Source organism: Pseudomonas sp. H1_A03 (assembly GCF_054685145.1).
On the sequence record NZ_CP162829.1, the window covers coordinates 1809622 to 1827146 of the forward strand.

A 17525-nucleotide genomic window follows, 5' to 3' on the forward strand; every position below is an offset into this window, starting at 1 on the left:
GAGCTTCAGCGTTGCCAGTCGACGTTATTGTGCGTTGATCAGCGTCGTATGGGTTTTGTATTTGCCCTGGATCACGTCCTCGGTAGCAAAGAAATACCCGTAGTCCTTCAGGTACATGACGGTGCTGGTGGCCTGGTAGTTATCACCTGCGGCAGTGCAATTGAGCTCCTTTGCATTGCCACTCAGCGTCGAGTTGATGCTGCTGGCTGGCAGTTCGCGCGCCACTACACAGGTGGTATTGCGGGACAGCACGCGATCCTCTTCAGCGGTGTTGCGATTCAGCTCTTTGAGTTTGAAACCCAGCGTTGCACCGATCGGCATCTGCTTCCAGTCGCCGGTGAAGCTGAGTTGCTCAACATTGCTGGCGGCCGAGACTTTCATCCCGTGCAGTTCGAAATCGCTTTGGAAGGTCAGGCTGAACAACCCTCGGAATGTGGTGATGTGGGTGCTTGAGAATTGGGTGGCTCGGCGGATTTTAAGCTGACCGTTTCCGGTTCCGGGCTCAATGAACACGTCAGTGCGCAAGCTGGAAGAACCCAAGTCGCGCTTCTCCATAAGGTGGCGCAGAGGTTTGGCTGCGGGGGGCATTCCCAGTGCGGAGATTGCCTCTGTCACCGCTGTCGGGACAGGTGCGGGTGTCAGGGTTTGCTCGAGCTTGGTACGCGCAACGGCTACCGGGAGTTGCGCCACTGTTGGCGAGCACGCGGCCTTGAGCAGGGTCTGGGTGTCCGTCTCGGCGCTGCTGAAAGGCTGGTCGATGGGGACTGCTACCACGCTGCCGAAGGTCACGACGTTTTTCGGGGTGAGGCTGAAAGTGGCCAGAGTGCGATAGGTCTGGCGGCTGCAACTGACCTCCCAGTGCATGCGGGTCTGGGCGTAGGGCATCTTTTTCAGTTTGTTGGTCAGGATGAGCGGTTCATCGTAGGCGCCCCAGAGCTCTACTTTCTCACCCACGGTCTTGAGGCTGGCACGGTCGATCAGCAATTGGCGTTGAGTGGCTGTACTGCTGACGAGGCGCCAATCCGGGCGTGGCGTGCGCGCGCAAGCGTCGGTAAAGCTGGTGTTCTGTTGCAGTTCGCCAACCACGGCCGGCGTCAGGTTGCGCATGACGGTAATGCGCGTGGGCTGGCCGTCGGGCTTCGGGGTTCCGGGCGCTTCCAGATACAGCAGGTTCCCGCTCGGCGTGGTGCAGGACGCCTGAAGCTGCGCGATATCGGGTACGGCGAGATTGTTGGTCAGCGTGACTTGAACCTGGTAACTGAGGTCGTCGCCATCGCGCATGATCGAGTCGGCCAGTAGCGGTTTCTTGAGCATGTCTTTATACGGGGCGTCGGCCTTGTCGCCGCTCTTGATGCCTTGCGTGCCGCAACCACTGAGTACGCCTAGGGCGACGATAACCGCGATGTGTTTCATGAGCGTTCCTTGCAGGCTAAAGGGGGATCAGGGCCTTTCGACCGTCCGCATCGCGTTTTGTGCGGGGCGGGCTGATCAGAACTCGTACTCCGCGCCTGCACCCGCATACCAGGAGCGCCCTGGCGCCGCTTCGTAATAGCGGTTGTTGCCATCGCCGACGATCACCGAACCGACGTACTGGCGGTCGAGCAAGTTATCCAGGCGCAGGGTCTGATGGAAGGTCCAGTGTTCGACCTTCTGCTCGAAGCGCGCACGCCAGTTAAACACGCTGTAGGCCGGTGCGGCGTGTTGGCTGTTGGTGTCCTCGACGTAGACCTTGCTGCGGTAAATGCCTTCGATGGCGGTGCTGACCCAGCCGCGGGGCTTCCAGTTCAGTTCGGTGAACAGCGTGGTTTGCGGCACGCCGGGCAGGTAGTTGCCCTTGTCGACGGCGTTGTTGCCGCCGCTGACGAAGTCGCTGTCGTCAGTGGCCTGCAGGCGGGTGTAGGCGAGGCTGCTGCTCCACTGCTCGCTGAGCTGGCTTTCGAGGCCCAGTTCGAAACCGCGGCGCAGGGTGCGGCCGGCGTTTTGGTAGCTGGTACGGCCGTCTTTGGATTGAGCCACCACTAACTCATCTTCTGTGGTGATCTGGAATATGGCGGCATTGATCCGGGTGTTGTTCACCTGGGCCTTTAATCCCACTTCGTACTGGGTACTTTCTGACGGCTTCAATCCGAAGTTGAACCCTTCCACATTTCCCGGTGCATAGGCCAGCTCAGCCTGTGTCGGCGTTTCGAAGCCTTTGCCCGCACTGACGTAGCCATGCAGCTCGGGCGTGAATGCGTACATCACGCTCATCGATGGCGTATTTTTCTGATAACGCTTGTTGCCGCTGGCATCGCCGTTGCTCAGGAATTGATCATCAACGTCCAGTTCCATGGTGCTATGCCGAACACCGGCTTGCAGGGTCCAGCGGTCTAGCGCCCAGTTGGCCTGGATATAGGGATCGAGGCTGCGGGCGGTGTCAATTTCATCTCGGCGTAGCTGGCCTTTTACGCCAAGGGTGTTGCCGCTGAAGTTCTGGTAGCCGTGGCGACTGTCTTCGCTCTGATCGAAGTCCAGGCCGGTGATGATCATCAGTTCGCCCGGCGCACGTTCGATGGGCTGCATCCAGCGCACGCTGCCGCCGTAGAACTTGCGGTCGAATTGCACAACGCCACCGCCGCGTTCATTAGCGGGTGTGCCTTTGGGAATCGACAAATACTGAATCACACTCCGCCGTCCCGTATACGCATTCACCTGCAACGTCGCATCGCCGATATAGCGCTCGTAATTCAGCCCCAATTGCTGATGATCGATACTTTTGCGCGTGTTGTACGTCAGCGCATTCGCACTCACCGAGCGTGGATCGGCCTTGTACGCCGACCACGTCTGCCCGAGCGGGTCCTGTGTGCCGTTCTGCTCCAGGCTGCTGTAGATCAGCGCCAGCTTGCTGTCGTCATCCGGCTGGAAATTGAGCTTGGCGAAGGTCTGGTCACGTCGCGCGCTGCTGTGGTCGCGGTAGCCGTTGGTGTCCATGCGCGAGGCGTCGAGCACGAAGCCAGCGCCGTTGGTGGCGCCCTCGGCGGTCAGGTGGTTTTTGTTCAGGCCGTCGCTGCCCACCAGGGTTTCGGCGCCGATGCGCGGCGGGCCTTCGCCGTCGCGGGAGAACATCTGGATCACCCCGCCGGCATTGCTGCCATACAGGGTGGCCGCCGGCCCACGCAGTACTTCGATGCGCTCTGCGGTGTCGAGGTTGAAAGTGGCGGCCTGGCCCTGGCCATCCGGCGTGCTGGCCGGGATGCCGTCGGCGATCAGCTTGATGCCGCGCACGCCGAATGCCGAGCGGGCACCAAAGCCTCGGGAGGAAATCTGCAGGTCCTGAGCATAGTTCTGGCGGTTCTGCACCACCAGGCCGGGCACGCGGGAGAGGGCTTCGGAGGCATTGATGCCGAGTTGACCGTCACTGATCTGTCCACGGCTGATGCCGTCCACCGAGTAGGGCAGGTCGAAGGTCGGGCTGGCGCTGCGTGAGCCGCTGACCACACTGGGGTCGAGAACCAAAGGCGTGTCCTCGGCCAGTGCCGTATTGCTCAGCGTGAGCAGGCCTGGCAGCAACAGGGTGAAGCGAGCGAGGGTGTTCATCAGTCAGGCGAAATCCGTGGCGCGCGTAGGAGGTAAACGCGCAAAGGGGCGCGAGTTTAGTGAATCAGGCGATTTTTATCATTTAGGAATCGTCTTACGCTGCAAATCGTGCTCCCGCCCTGGGTCGTCAGGCTATGCGATGTTAGCGTGGCCCGCCTTGGCAATAACAATGTCTGTTGGGGCAGAGGGAGGGGGTCATGAGTATTAGGTCGAAAGTGTCATGGCTTGTGGTGTCGTGTTCGTTGGCCGGTTGCGGAACCATCAATACCGTCTTTCGTCCAGACGCCGTAGCCAGCCAGAACCTCAAGGACTCGCGCAGTCACTGCGAAAACGTGCCACGCATCTACAGCGGGGTGATCTACGGCTTTTGCACGCTCAATGGCGAGCCAGCGCCTGACAAGAGCCTTAAGGACAAGAGCCTGATAGACCATGGGGGCAGCGTGTTGCCTATCGTCGCCTTGGAGTTCGTCGCCTCCGGCGTGCTGGATACCCTCGTGCTGCCCTACACCATTTACCGCCAGAATAGGGACGGCAGCATCGAGATCTTCCGCTGATCCCTCTTGCCACGTGCCGCTAACAGCTGCGCACTGCTTTTAAGCTATAATCCCGCCCTTTAGCTGTTTCCTGCCCAGGCAGGGGGCACACTTTTTTCAGGCGTAACCCGCCTGCATGCAGACTAAAAGAGGCTAGACCCCTGTGGCATTGACGATTCTTGGCCTGTCCGGCGCCCTTAGCCATGATCCTTCCGCAGCCTTGTATATCGACGGCAAGCTGATTGCGGCCGCCGAAGAAGAGCGCTTCGTACGCGACAAACATGCAAAGAACCGCATGCCCTACGAATCGGCGAAGTTCTGCCTGGAACAGGCCGGTATCAAGCCTTCCGACGTTGACGTGGTCGCGATCCCGTTCGCCCCCATCAGCCTGTTCGGCGAGGCGCGCTGGCACTACGCCAAGCGTTACTGGTACGCCCCGGACCGCGCACTCGACGCGATCCTGATGGGCAACCGTCGCTACAAGCGCTACCGCAACAAGATCGTCTGGTGCCTGGAGCAACTGGGCTTCGATCCTAAGAAAATCAAGATCGAACCGGTTGAACACCACCTGGCCCACGCTTCCAGCGCCTACCACTGCTCTGGTTTCCAGGAGAAAACCGCGATCCTCGGGATCGACGGTAAAGGTGAGTACGCCACCACGTTCTTCGGCTACGGCGAAAACGGCAAGATCCACAAGATCAAGGAATTCTACGATCCAGACTCCCTCGGCGGCCTGTATGGCGCGATCACTGAGTTCCTCGGTTTCGAGATGCTCGACGGTGAGTTCAAGGTCATGGGCATGGCGCCGTACGGCGATGCCAGCAAATACGATTTCTCGCGCCTGGCCTCCTTTGAGAACGGCGAGTTGGTGATCAACACCGACTACGCCAACGTCATCGGCCTGCGCCGCTACAAAGAGAAGGGCAAGGGCTTCTACTTCTCGCCAAAACTGATCGAGTGGCTGGGTCCAAAGCGCGAAGGCGATATCGCCGACGAGCCGTACATCCACTACGCCGCCAGCATGCAAGCGCTGTTCGAGAAACTGGCCCTGCAGATGATCGACCACTACCTGGGCGACATCCTCAAGGACACCGGCAAACTGGCCTTCGCCGGCGGTTGCGCGCTGAACGTCAAGCTGAACCAGAAGATCATCGCCCGTGACGACGTCAAAGAGCTGTTCGTGCAGCCGGCGTCGGGCGATGCCGGCACTGCGGTCGGTGCGGCGGCGTATGTGTCCCACGCCCGTGGTGTGCCGGTCGAGAAGATGGAACACGTCTACCTCGGCCCGTCCTACAGCAACGAAGACGTGATTGCCGCGTGCGCCAAGCACGAGAGCAAGCCGAACTGGCGCAAGATCGAGAACATGCCCCAGCGTATCGCCAAGATCATGGTCGACGGCAACCCGGTGGCCTGGTTCCAGGGCCGCATGGAGTTTGGTCCGCGCGCCCTGGGCGGTCGTTCGATCATCGGTTGCCCGAGCGCCACCGGTGTGGCCGATCGCATCAACCACCAGATCAAGTTCCGCGAGCGCTGGAGGCCTTTCTGCCCGTCGATGCTCGACACCGTGGCCCCGCAGATGATCAAGGTCGATCATCCGGCGCCGTTCATGACCTTCACCTTTGAAGTGTCCGAAGAGTGGAAGACTCGCGTGCCGGAAGTGGTCCATGAAGATGGTACCTCCCGCGCCCAGGTGCTCAAGCGCGAATACAACCCGCGCTACTACGACATGATGAAAGAGCTGGAAGTGCTCACCGGCAACGGCGTGTCCCTGAACACCTCGCTCAACCGTCGTGGCGAAGCGATGATCTGCTCGCCGACCGACGCGCTGAACATGTTCTTCGGCTCCGACCTGCAGTACCTGATCATGGAAGACATCCTGGTCGTCAAGGACGGCGTGGACCCTTATGACGCGCTCGGCTGACCGCCACGTCCTGCAGTTCTGCCACGGCTATGACGGGCCGTTCCTAGACTGTGCGCGGCAGTACGCCAGTGTGTTTGCAGGCTCCGGCTACAAGGTGACCACGGTGTTTCTCACCGGGGTCGCCGACCCTGAGGTGGCGGCCGGTTGCGCCAGTGATGAAGTGTTGTTCATGGAGTACAGCTCGAAGGCCATCCGTGGCCTCAAGCTGGGCGCCATCGCCGAGATGCGCAAGATTGCCGCGTCGCGCAACTTCAGTTTCTGCATCGCGCACCGCGCCAAGCCGATCTACATCGCGCTGCTCGCCACGCGCTTGCAGGTGATTGGCGTGCATCACGCTTTTGGCGACTATCAGCGCCGGGGGCGTCGGCTGTTTGCAAATATTTTCCGCAAGCGCCTGAGCTTGTTGGGCGTTTCCGATGCCGTGCGCGATGACATTCGTCGCTGCCTGCCGAAATGGCCGGCGGCGCGTATCCAGACCTTGTACAACCGCATTGATGTCGAAAACCTGCAGGCCCAGCAGGTTTCGAAGGATGAGGCGCGCGACGCCCTTGGCTTGTCGCCGGATGAATGGGTGGTCGGCAATGTCGGCCGTCTGCACCCGGACAAGGATCAGGCCACGCTGCTCAAAGGTTTTGCCCTGGCATTGCCAACGTTACCGGCTGAAAGCCGTCTGGCGATCCTCGGCACCGGGCGCCTGGAGCAGGACCTGAAAGCGCTGGCCCGCGAGCTGGGGATTGCCGACAAGGTTGTGTTTCTCGGCCAGGTGCCGGAGGCGCGTCGCTATTTCCGTGCGTTTGATGTGTTTGCGTTGAGCTCCGACCACGAACCCTTTGGCATGGTGTTGCTGGAAGCCATGGCGGCCGGTGTTCCCTTGCTCGCCACTGCCTGCGGCGGCGCGCGGGAAGTGGTTGAGGGCGTTGGTATCCTGTTTCCCTTCGGCGACGCCGAGCACCTAGCCCAAGGGTTGGAACACTTGGCCGCGATGGATCAGCACCAGCAACGCCAGTGCGCTGATTTGATGCTGGAGCGCTTGCACGCACGATTCTCGGATCAGGCGGTGCGCACTACTTTCTGGCAACTGCCGCATGTCATTGAACTGACCGCGAGGGCTTGATGCTCAATCGATTCCAAGGCTGGCGCGAGCGCGGCTGGTCCGTCGTCGATGCGCCTGTATACAGCGAGGCCTGGCAGCGTTTTGGCGGCAGCGTCGCGACGCATCCGCAAGTGGTCGAGCGCCTGGCCGGGTTGGCGCAGATTCCGGTGCGTTACCTGGCCTGGGAGCAGGCGGGTGAGCTCAAGGCGTGCATTGCCACCTGGGGGCGCGACCTGGCGCTGTCCAAGGACGTGCTTAAGCGCAGCGGCAAGAAAGGCCTGTTCGATCTGGGCAATGCCGAGCTGATCCTGCCGGCCGCCGCCGACGCGCAGGCGCCGCTGAGGCAGCGTGCGCGCTACCTCTCTGCGCTGAACGAAGGGCGTTTCAGCGGCCTCAAGCTTCAGGCCGAACAGTTGGCCATGGCGCGCACGCCCGAAGAACTGTCGAAGAAGTTTCGCTACAACCAGCGCCGCGAACTGCGTTTGCTGGAAGAGGCGGGCGGCGTGGTGCGGTCGGTCAGTGAGTTTTCCAGTGCGGAGCTGGCGTCCATCTACTGTGACCTGTTCCTGCGCCGTTGGGGCTTTACCGCCACGGGCGCCGAGCGCTTGGCGGAAGTGATCGAACTGATGCGCGAGTGGTTGATAGGCTCGGTGATTTTTCTGAATGACGCGCCCATCGCAATCCAGTTGGTGTATCGGGTCGAGTCGCCGGAGTGGATCAGTGTGGAGTACGTCAACGGTGGGGTCGATCCTGAAACCCGCGCCTTCAGCCCCGGCAGCGTGCTGAGCTTTCTCAATACCCAGAGCGCCTGGGAGCAGGCACGCGAAGTCGGCAAGCCACTGCGCTTTTCCTTTGGTCGTGCCGACCGCGAATACAAGGACCGTTGGTGCAACCCTGTGCAGGTATTCAGCGTATGACCCGCAAGCAGCAGTTGCTCAAGCGTCACCGGCGTAACAAGCGCACGGCGCTGATCATGGGTGTGTCGCTGCTGGTGCTGGTTGGCATCCTGGTAGCCTGGTGGTTGCCGTTGTTGTTGGCCCTGCTGGCCTGGGTCGCCCATGAAGCCTGGTTCGCCGACCACCTTTTTTACGCGCCCAATGAAGATTACCAATACCGCTTTGCGGCGGATGCCGAGTTGGCGGGCGTGCGCTTGGAACATGGGCGCTTGCTGCTGGATCAGCCGGTAGACGCGGACGCGACGGTGGTGCTGGCGATCAAGGTCAAGAGCACTTGGCTGGGACGTTTTTTTGATCCGAGCGTCGAGCTGGCGGACGACCGGCAAACCTTCGAGCGTGGGGTCAATGGTGTTCGTTACCTGAACCTCAGCGGTTTGGCGCTGAGCGACTTAACGTTGCGCGGTCGCCATTGCCGATTGCTCGGCACGCCCCGTCTGTGGGCCTGGACCCATCCGGATTATCGGGCACAGCGCGTGTTGGTGATCGCGCCCCACGCCGACGACGCCGAGCTGGCCGCGTTCGGGCTTTACAGCCAGGCCGAGCAGCCGTGGATCGTCACCCTGACGGCGGGGGAGATTGAAGCTGAGCATTATCAGCAGATGGGCCTGGACGCGGTCGAAGCCGCACGCATCAAAGGCCGCCTGCGCGCCTGGGACAGCATCGCTGTGCCGCTGTGGGCGGGTGTGCCGCAGGCGCACTGCGTGCAACTGGGCTACTTCTGCCTGCAGTTGCAGGCGATGCAGGCCGCGCCGGACCTGCCGTTTGCTTCCCGTGAAGCAGAGCTGACGGACGTTCGTCCATTCCGGCAATTCAACCCGTTTCCATTGCCCGCGGACAGCGACGGCTTGCCCACCTGGAACAACCTGTTGGCCGACCTGCGCGAGGTGCTGATGATGGCTCGCCCGGACGTGATCGTGTTGCCGCATCCGGTATTGGACCCGCATCCAGACCATGTCTGTGCACAGCAAGCCGTTTTGGAAGCCTTGCAAGGTCTTGAGTGGCAGCCAACGACAGTACTGGGCTACGCCAACCATCTGCATGACAACGACCGCTGGCCCATGGGCAACGCCGGAGCCGGTATTGCGTTGCCACCGTTGTTCGACGCGACCGTGGAGTTGCTGCCGTGCAGCCTGCCACTGACGTTAGCGCAGCAGCGTGATAAGGCTATGGCGCTGGGCATGATGCATGACTTGCAGCCGGCACCGCCGTTCAAGCGCCGTGTGCGACGCTGGTTGCAGCGGGTGTTGGCAGGTCGCGCGAAATCGCCTTACGGTGAGAACGAATTTTTCCGTAAGGCCGTACGACGGCATGAGTTGTTCTGGCGTTTGGGAAAGGATAAGTAATGAAAGTCTTGTTTCTGGTGCAGAAAGAGCAGCGCGCCATCCTCGACCGCTTGTACGAAGGTGTGGCCGAGCACTGCGAATGTGATATCCGCTGGTTGAGCAGCGATGAGCAGCGCAACCTGCGCGGTTACTTTCGGCGCGAAGTCGACGTGACCCGTTACGACCGCATTGTGTTCTTCCTGCGCTTCAAGCAGGAGATCCGCCAGGCCGGGTTTATCCGCACGATCCCAAACCTGGTGATCCTCGAGCACGACGCTTACCAGAACTACATTCCCTGCAAGTACACCGGCAAGTTCAGTGCCCATTACCGTCGCTTGCCGTGGGTTCGCGTGATCAGTTCAGGCTACATGGTGACCGAGCGCCTGCGCACCGAAGGTTTCGATGCGGTGTTCGTGCCCAAGGGCTATGACCAGGCACTGCTGCAGCCCCAGGATCGTGAACGAGATATCGAACTGGCGTTTGTCGGCAGCACCAACAGCGTGGCCTATAGTGGTCGCAAGGCTCTGCTCGATGAACTGGCGCGGGTTGAACCTTTGGTGGTGACGCGCACCAAATCGGGTGAGGAATACTGCGCGACCCTCAACCGGATTCGTTTTTTCGTCAGTGCCGATGTGGGCATGGGCGAGTACATGATCAAGAACTTCGAAGCCATGGCCTGTGGTTGCGTGTTGCTGGCGTTCGATCAGGGAGCCGAGGAGAACGCGGCCCTCGGGTTTGAGGACATGGTCAATGTGGTGTTCTACCAGGACATCCCGCAGTTGCAGGAAAAACTGGCCGTGCTGCGGTCCAATCCGCAACTGGCCGCGGACATTGCGCGCAGTGGGCAGGACTTGGCCGTCGGCCAGTTCGGTTTCGCCCGTATCGGCCAGCGTATTGTCGAAGCCCTCGAGCCGCCCTTGCGGCCTCGTGCGCCGTTGAATTTGCTGGAAAGGTTACGTCTGAAGCTGGGCGTTTAATACCGGTCAGATATGGCTGCGAATAGTGGCTATGTGATATTATCGAGGCTTGAATGCAGTTCTCCGATCAAAGCGACATAACGCTCGTGGTGACCAGTTGTGGTCGCTTCGATTTATTGAAGCGGACGCTCGAGAGCTTCGATCTGTTCAATACGGCGGATATCCGCGAAGTTTTCATTACCGAAGACTCCGGCGATGAAGCCGTGCGCCTTGCGGTGCCGCCGCACTGGCACAGCCATTGCACTTTCCTGATCAACCGCCCGAAGCTTGGGCAGTTGGCATCCGTCGATTTGGCCTACGAATCGGTCAAGACCCCCTACATATTCCATTGCGAGGATGATTGGGCGTTTTATCGACCAGGCTTTGTCGAAGACTCCAAGGCGGTACTGGAGCAGCGACCCGATATTTTGCAGGTGTGGTTGCGCAACTACGTTTACGACTTGCAGGTGCACAGCCCTTATATCCATCTGGGGCCACGTGAGGTGATTGGCGGGGTGCCGTGTTATCCCCTGCTGTCCGACAAGCCTGAGTGGCAGGGTTTTTCGCTGAATCCAGGGTTGCGGCGTATCAAGGAATATCGCTTGTGCGCGCCCTACGCCGGGTTCGAGGGTGAGAAGGGGCTATCGAAGCGTTACGCGCAGCTGAACCTGGCGGCCGTGACACTGGAAGGCGATGCGGTTTTGCACACGGGTTTCGGTTTGCATGTGGCGACGGCAGAAGAGCGCTTGACCAAGGCGCGGCGCAAGCGGCGAGAGCGGATCAAGCTGGCAGTCATGCTGGTACTGGGTGTCGGTATCGGCTGGTTGATCCATTAAGTACACGCAGAAAGCCACCACAACGCCGCAAAAGGTCATTTTTCAGATGAGTATCCTCAACATCATGTGGGCCGGTGGTTCTGCATTCGCTTCGGTGCAGAAGGTTCACCAACAGATACTTTCCCACGCCGTTTGCCGGGCACCGATCACTACCTGGTTGCTGCAAGGCGGTTCGGACGAGAGCGAGCCGGCAGTGGAATGGAACTTCTCCTCCGCCCAGCTCAAGGGTCGGCACCTGTGGAAGTTGCTGGCACCCTGGATGCGCGCGCGTTTTCAGAAGGCGCTGCCTGACGATCTGGAAGTTGTGCTGCTGGACGGGGTTGGGGTGGCGCGGGTGATGTTGCCGGTGCTCAAGCACTTGCCACATGTGCGCGCCGTCGTCGTGTTCCATGGCGTCACGCGCATGCGCCGGGCAGACCAGAAGCTCTTCGAACAGTTTCCGGCTACGCAACTGACCCTGGCGGCTGTTTCGCAAACCCTGGCTCACTCGCTTGAGCGTTACCTGCAGCGACCCGTGACAGTGCTGCGCAGCGCTTTTGATCCGGTGGCGTTCCGTGCGGCTGCGCTTTCTCGGGCGCAGGCGCGGTCTCGCCTGGGCCTGACTTTGGACGACTCGCCCGTGTTGGGGGCGGTAGGCCGGCTGGTAGACGGCAAGGGTTTTGGCTGTTTGCTGGACGCGTTTGCTGGCGTGTCGGCCCAGCAGCCGGATGCGCGGCTGGTGATTATCGGCGAGGGCGCTGCGAGGCAGACCCTGGAAGCGCGTATCGAACAGCTCGGCTTGCAGGGCAAGGTTTCGTTGCCGGGCCATCTGCCGGACGCCGCGACGCTTTACCGGGCCTTCGATTGGGTCGCCATTCCGTCGACGCAAGAAGGCTTGGGGTTGATCCTGCAAGAGTCGGTGATGGCGGGCGTGCCCGTTCTGACCAGTGAATTGGCCGTGTTTCGCGAGCAACTGGCGGATGCGGGCTGGTACGCGCCGTCAGACGATGTGCAGGCCTGGGGCAGTCTGATGGAGCGTGCGTTCGCCACATCTACCCAGGATGTGCTGGAGGCTCAGGCGCAAGCGCTGGCCCCGGACCAAGCCTGGAAAGATTTCAGTGAAACCTCCCAGCGCCTGTTTTCATGCCGCTAGCAACGCCTGCTCCAGTGCCTGCATTGGAAAGCGTTCGTTCAGCTTCTCGCGTGCAATATAACGTGCAAAGTGCTGCAAGTTGCGCCGTGCGAGTTCCGGGTTCAGCGGCGCGCGCAAAAAGCGCATATCCGCCACATCAATCAGCCCCATTTCGTTATCAGGTGTGACAACGATATTGCCCAGGTGCAGGGAGCGGAAGTAAATTCCCGCACCGTGCAAGCGGCGGATGAGCGCCACCAGCGGATCGAGGTTCGATTGCCAGTCAAAGCCTTCCTTGTTGGAAATCTGACGCAGCGTTTCACCCGGCAGCGGCCGATACAGCACGGCGGTCATGCCTGGCGCGGCCAGTTGAAAGAACGCGAGTACGGTCAGGGTGGGGATGCCACGCTGTTGCAATTGCGCCACGTTGTCGATGAACCGCTTGGAGTAGGGGCGCAACAGCGCTGACGAAAACAGACGCTTGCGGCGAAACAGTTTGAGGATATTCCCGTCGGCCAACAGGTAGACTTTGGGGCCGTAGCTGTCCTGTTCGAGGATTCGGGCACCTTCAATCATCGCGTTTAAATCGGCTTGGGGAAGCCTTGAACATTGCATCGTCGGAAAGCCTTGTGGGAGTCGCGGGCACAGTGATCGGTAATAATGCCGAAAGTTTTGGGTTTTAACCATGCCGGGTTGGCGGGTTGTACGTATTCAGGAGCGGGTGATGCAGGTAGGTCGTTGGGCGCAGGTATGGATGATTTTCGGGTTACTTTGGTTTTTGCTGGCGATTGCCTTCGCGCCGACCAACAAGATTTATCAACAAGGCTTGACGCTGTTTCTCTGGTTGCCGGCCATGGTGTTTGCCTGGTCGGCGCGTGAGCGCCTCAAGGAAGTCTGGCGTGAACAGCGCTGGATGTGCCTGATGATTGCGGCGCTCGCCGCCTGGGGCGCAGTCAGTTTGTCGTGGACCAATGCCGAAGACCCTTCGCGGGAGGCCAAGCGCTTGCTGTACATTGGCGTGTTCCTGCTGTTTTTCCCGGTGTTTGCCTGTGGGCAGACCGAGCGAGTCATCCGCGTGATGCAGTGGGGTGGCTTCGGGTTGGCCCTTTCTTCGCTGGTCGCGATCGTCAAGTTTTATGGCGTTGAGCATAATGTCTGGTATGCACGGCTCGAAGGGCTGGGCCAATTATCCCACCCGATTCTGGGGGCCTATGTGATAGGTCTGGCTGCCGTCTGGTTGTTGCATTGGGTGCCGCGTGGCCGCTGGATGCAAGTGGCGTGGGTGCTTTCTGTCGGGTTCCTCGGGCTTTTTGTGGTGCTGAGCCAAAGCCGCGGCGCCGCGCTGGCCCTGCTGCTGACGGTGGTGGCAATGCCGGCTTGGTGCCGAGACCGACGCACCACCGTGATCGCTATCGCGGCAGTCGTGGCGGCACTGGCGGTGTTCTTCGCCATGCAATCGCTGATGTTGGCCCGTGGCGTTTCCTACCGGCCGCAGATCTTTATGGCGGCCGTCCAGATGATCTCCGAGCATCCGTGGACCGGTTTGGGCCTGGGTGGTGATTACAAGGTATTCGCCGATAACCTCTATTTTGATCATTCCCACAATCTGTTCACTCACGTGAGCATCGAGTTGGGCCTGCCCGGCCTGCTGCTGTGGTGCGGGCTGTGGTTCGGCGTGCTCTGGCAAGCCTGGAAGGCTCGCGACACGCTTTACGGCAAGGGCATCATCGGTATGTGGATGTTTTCGTTCCTGGCGATGCAGTTCGATGCGGCCAGCCTAACGGGCACCCCGCGGGCCGAGTGGTTTATCTCGTGGCTGCCGATTGCGCTGGCCAGTGTCTTGGTCTGGGCTCGGGCCAACCCCGATGCATGTGATAAAGTTCGCGTCCTACCCAATCAGTGAGCTCGACACATGAGTGACGCACCGCCCAAAGCGGACCAGGAATCCAGCCTGAAAATTTACTTCAGGCTGCTGGGCTATGTGAAACCGTACATCGGCATGTTCATGCTGAGTATCTTGGGCTTCGTGATCTTTGCTTCCACCCAGCCGATGCTCGCCGGGATCCTCAAGTACTTTGTGGATGGCTTGAGCAATCCCGACGTGGTGTTCCTGCCCAAGATCCCGCTGTTCAAGGACCTCAAGCTGCTGATGGCCGTGCCGCTGCTGATCATCCTGATCGCCGCGTGGCAAGGCCTTGGCTCTTTCCTCGGCAACTACTACCTGGCCAAGGTCTCCCTTGGCCTGGTGCATGACCTGCGCGTCCAGCTGTTCAACAAACTGTTGGTACTGCCGAATCGCTATTTTGATACGCATAACTCCGGGCACCTGATTTCCCGCATCACCTTCAACGTGACCATGGTCACCGGCGCCGCCACGGATGCGATCAAGGTCGTGATCCGTGAAGGTCTGACGGTGGTGTTCCTGTTCGGTTACCTGCTGTGGATGAACTGGAAGCTGACCCTGGTGATGCTGGCGATCCTGCCGCTGATCGCCATTATGGTCGGCAGCACCAGCAAGAAATTCCGCAAGCAGAGCAAGAAGATCCAAGTGGCAATGGGCGATGTCACCCACGTGGCCTCGGAGACCATCCAGGGTTACCGCGTGGTGCGCAGTTTCGGTGGCGAAAGCTACGAGGAACGCCGTTTTGCCGCCGCCAGCCAAAGCAACACCGACAAACAGCTGCGCATGAACAAGACCGGCGCGGTCTACACGCCGATGCTGCAACTAGTGATCTACACGGCCATGGCCACCTTGATGTTCCTGGTGCTGTTGCTGCGCGGCGACGCCACGGCGGGTGACCTGGTGGCCTACATCACCGCTGCGGGCCTGCTGCCCAAGCCGATCCGTCAGTTGTCGGAAGTCAGCTCGACGATCCAGAAAGGCGTCGCCGGTGCCGAAAGCATCTTCGAACAGCTCGATGAAGAGCCGGAAGTCGACAGCGGCACCGTGGAGCGTGATCGCGTCAGCGGTCGCCTGGACGTGCGCAACCTGAGCTTCACCTATCCGGGTGCTGAGCGCGAAGTGCTGAAGAACATCAGCTTCACGGCGGAACCTGGGCAGATGATTGCGCTGGTAGGGCGCTCAGGCAGTGGCAAGTCCACGCTGGCCAGCCTGATTCCGCGGTTTTACCACCACGAAACCGGCGAAATCCTGCTGGATGAGGTGGAGATCGAAGACTACCGCCTGCGCAACCTGCGCCGGCATGTGGCCCAAGTGACCCAGCACGTCACCCTGTTCAACGATACCGTGGCCAATAACATCGCCTACGGCGACCTGGCGGATGCACCGCGTGCCGACATCGAAAAAGCCGCCGCCGATGCCTATGCCATGGACTTCATCGCCGAACTGCCCAAAGGCCTGGACACCGAAGTCGGTGAAAACGGCGTGCTGCTCTCCGGCGGCCAGCGTCAGCGCTTGGCCATCGCCCGCGCCCTGCTGAAAAATGCCCCGTTGCTGATCCTGGACGAAGCGACTTCGGCGCTCGACACCGAGTCCGAACGCCACATTCAGGCTGCGCTGGACAAAGTCATGAAGGGCCGCACCACCCTGGTTATCGCGCACCGACTGTCCACCATCGAGAAAGCCGACATGATTCTGGTGATGGACCACGGTGAAATTGTCGAGCGGGGTACACATGTGGAACTGCTGGCCCTGGGCGGCTATTACTCGCGCCTGCACGCCATGGGCCTGGATGAGCCCATCACGGCTAACATCACCTGATGTGCCGGGGCGCGCAATGCGCCCCGGGGTTTGTATCAAGGCCCTTACACGGCTTGACCAAAGCCAAATAATTCGCAGCCTGTCGTTTGTTATGTTGGCCTTCTCGATTCGAATGACGAACGAGAGGGCTAACCTTCTTGCGTGGGTAATGGAATGTTGCAACGTCTGTTCTGGAAACTGCTTCCCAAACCCCAAAGGGTGTTTTTGCTGGGACGTTTGTCAGTGGTGGATCGCCAGGCGGTGAACAAATCGTTGTCTGGGGTGACGGCACTTCCGCCTGCTTTCGAACGACACAACTGCGTGTTTATCCATGTGCCCAAATGCGCCGGCAGCAGCGTCTGTTCGGCGTTGCTCGATGGGCGCTGGCCAGGGCATTTGCCTTATTACTGGTATCAGCAACAATTCCCCGAACATTGCCAACGCAGTTTCAAATTTGCCTTTGTGCGTGATCCGCTGGAGCGCGCCTACTCGGCCTACACCTACTTGCGCAGCAACCACATGGGCCCCCGCGACCTGCAGGCACAGGCACTGGTGTCCAGCTACCGCGACTTTGACCAATTTGTCGCCCACTGGCTGTGCCCGGAAAACCTGCGCCGCCAGCTGCACTTTGCTCCCCAGACCGACTTCCTGGTCGATCACATCGGGCAAATGGCCATGGATTTCCTGGGTCGCCAAGAGTCCCTGGAGCAAGACTTCCAGCAGCTGTGCGAGCGCCTCGGCGTAACGTCTTCGCTGCCCCATCTCAATGTTTCACTCGGGCGGCGCAGCGAGCCGGTCAGGGACTTCTGCACCCTGCGTACGCGGCGCCTGGTCCGGCGTGCCTATCAACGTGACTACGAGGTCCTGGGTTATGAATAGTCCGTCGCTCTCCCGTGGCTCTGCCTCCATTCGCCCCTTTGCCTTGTCGTTGTCGGCCGCCGCGCGCGCCGCGCTCAAGCACCAGCAGCCTTGCTGCCTGTGGCTGACAGGGTTGTCCGGGGCCGGCAAGTCGACCCTGGCCAATGCCCTGGAAGTGCAGCTCAATGAGCAAGGCCGGCATACCTTTGTGCTCGATGGCGACAACTTGCGCACGGGGTTGTGCAACGACTTGGGCATGAGCGATGCGGCGCGCAAGGAAAACATCCGGCGCATTGGCGAAGTGGCGCGACTGATGGTTGACGCGGGATTGATCGTAATCGTCTCGGCGATTTCTCCGTTCAGCGCCGATCGTGCGACTGCCAAGGCACTGTTCGGCCCGGGGCAGTTTTTCGAGGTCTACATCAGCACGCCGTTTGACGTGTGCGCGCGGCGCGATCCCAAGGGGTTATACCGTGCGGCGCTGGATGGGCGCATCAAGGCCTTCACCGGGCTGGACAGCCCTTACGAAGCGCCGCTTGCAGCCGACTGCGAAGTCAACACCGATGAGGTCGAATTGGCCGACGCGGTGGACCATATCCTGGCCGCTTTGTTTAAAAAATGAGCAGATGTCGCCTGTGATGCCTCCCGGATAAAGCTCTCGAA

The 17525-nt window shown here is 60.4% G+C and carries 15 protein-coding genes; 12 read left to right on the forward strand and 3 right to left on the reverse strand.

Annotated elements, in window-relative coordinates; genetic code table 11:
* Positions 1-24 precede the first annotated feature (24 nt).
* Positions 25-1413 carry a hypothetical protein gene (locus tag AB4O35_RS08320; RefSeq protein ID WP_065879872.1) on the reverse strand — a complete coding sequence of 463 codons (1389 nt, stop codon included), beginning with the start codon at positions 1411-1413 and terminating at the stop codon, positions 25-27.
* Positions 1414-1488: 75 nt separating this feature from the next.
* Entirely contained in the window at positions 1489-3576 is a 2088-nt protein-coding gene (locus tag AB4O35_RS08325; RefSeq protein ID WP_065945557.1) for a TonB-dependent receptor family protein, read from the reverse strand.
* Positions 3577-3773: 197 nt separating this feature from the next.
* Here AB4O35_RS08325 and AB4O35_RS08330 point away from each other — a divergent pair, with 197 nt between their 5' ends.
* From AB4O35_RS08330 to AB4O35_RS08365, 8 genes are all read left to right on the forward strand, one after another.
* Positions 3774-4130: a YceK/YidQ family lipoprotein gene (locus tag AB4O35_RS08330; RefSeq protein WP_065945556.1), complete on the forward strand. Its 357-nt coding sequence runs from the start codon at positions 3774-3776 to the stop codon at positions 4128-4130.
* 142 nt (positions 4131-4272) lie between these two features.
* Positions 4273-6030 (forward strand): carbamoyltransferase family protein, encoded by a 1758-nt coding sequence (locus AB4O35_RS08335; protein ID WP_065875259.1) that lies wholly within the window; start codon positions 4273-4275, stop codon positions 6028-6030.
* Positions 6014-7144: a glycosyltransferase gene (locus AB4O35_RS08340; protein WP_065945555.1), complete on the forward strand. Its 1131-nt coding sequence runs from the start codon at positions 6014-6016 to the stop codon at positions 7142-7144. The genes AB4O35_RS08335 and AB4O35_RS08340 overlap by 17 nt, the downstream gene beginning before the upstream one ends.
* Positions 7144-8040 carry an antimicrobial resistance protein Mig-14 gene (locus AB4O35_RS08345; protein WP_065945554.1) on the forward strand — a complete coding sequence of 299 codons (897 nt, stop codon included), beginning with the start codon at positions 7144-7146 and terminating at the stop codon, positions 8038-8040. The genes AB4O35_RS08340 and AB4O35_RS08345 overlap by 1 nt, the downstream gene beginning before the upstream one ends.
* Positions 8037-9422 carry a PIG-L deacetylase family protein gene (locus AB4O35_RS08350; protein ID WP_065945553.1) on the forward strand — a complete coding sequence of 462 codons (1386 nt, stop codon included), beginning with the start codon at positions 8037-8039 and terminating at the stop codon, positions 9420-9422. The genes AB4O35_RS08345 and AB4O35_RS08350 overlap by 4 nt, the downstream gene beginning before the upstream one ends.
* Positions 9422-10378: a glycosyltransferase family protein gene (locus tag AB4O35_RS08355; protein ID WP_065945552.1), complete on the forward strand. Its 957-nt coding sequence runs from the start codon at positions 9422-9424 to the stop codon at positions 10376-10378. Before AB4O35_RS08350 ends, AB4O35_RS08355 begins: the two co-directional genes overlap by 1 nt.
* A 53-nt stretch (positions 10379-10431) precedes the next feature.
* Complete coding sequence (locus AB4O35_RS08360) at positions 10432-11193, forward strand: glycosyltransferase family 2 protein (protein WP_065875254.1); 762 nt, start codon at positions 10432-10434, stop codon at positions 11191-11193.
* 46 nt (positions 11194-11239) lie between these two features.
* The gene (locus AB4O35_RS08365; protein ID WP_065879879.1) at positions 11240-12325 is read left to right on the forward strand and encodes a glycosyltransferase; all 1086 of its coding nucleotides are present in this window, start codon (positions 11240-11242) and stop codon (positions 12323-12325) included.
* Here the strand turns inward: AB4O35_RS08365 and AB4O35_RS08370 are convergent.
* Positions 12314-12880: a BUD32 family EKC/KEOPS complex subunit gene (locus AB4O35_RS08370; protein ID WP_175402998.1), complete on the reverse strand. Its 567-nt coding sequence runs from the start codon at positions 12878-12880 to the stop codon at positions 12314-12316. The genes AB4O35_RS08365 and AB4O35_RS08370 overlap by 12 nt on opposite strands.
* A gap of 148 nt (positions 12881-13028) precedes the next feature.
* Here AB4O35_RS08370 and AB4O35_RS08375 point away from each other — a divergent pair, with 148 nt between their 5' ends.
* The 4 genes from AB4O35_RS08375 to cysC all read left to right on the forward strand — a co-directional run bounded on the left by AB4O35_RS08375 (position 13029) and on the right by cysC (position 17484).
* On the forward strand, positions 13029-14207 hold the full coding sequence (locus AB4O35_RS08375) for an O-antigen ligase family protein (protein ID WP_065889119.1): 1179 nt from the start codon (positions 13029-13031) through the stop codon (positions 14205-14207).
* Between the two features lie 9 nt (positions 14208-14216).
* The gene (msbA, locus tag AB4O35_RS08380) at positions 14217-16025 is read left to right on the forward strand and encodes a lipid A export permease/ATP-binding protein MsbA (protein WP_065875250.1); all 1809 of its coding nucleotides are present in this window, start codon (positions 14217-14219) and stop codon (positions 16023-16025) included.
* A gap of 153 nt (positions 16026-16178) precedes the next feature.
* Complete coding sequence (locus AB4O35_RS08385) at positions 16179-16883, forward strand: sulfotransferase family 2 domain-containing protein (protein WP_065945551.1); 705 nt, start codon at positions 16179-16181, stop codon at positions 16881-16883.
* Positions 16876-17484 (forward strand): adenylyl-sulfate kinase, encoded by a 609-nt coding sequence (cysC, locus tag AB4O35_RS08390; RefSeq protein ID WP_065889117.1) that lies wholly within the window; start codon positions 16876-16878, stop codon positions 17482-17484. The genes AB4O35_RS08385 and cysC overlap by 8 nt, the downstream gene beginning before the upstream one ends.
* The last annotated feature ends 41 nt before the right edge of the window (positions 17485-17525 follow it).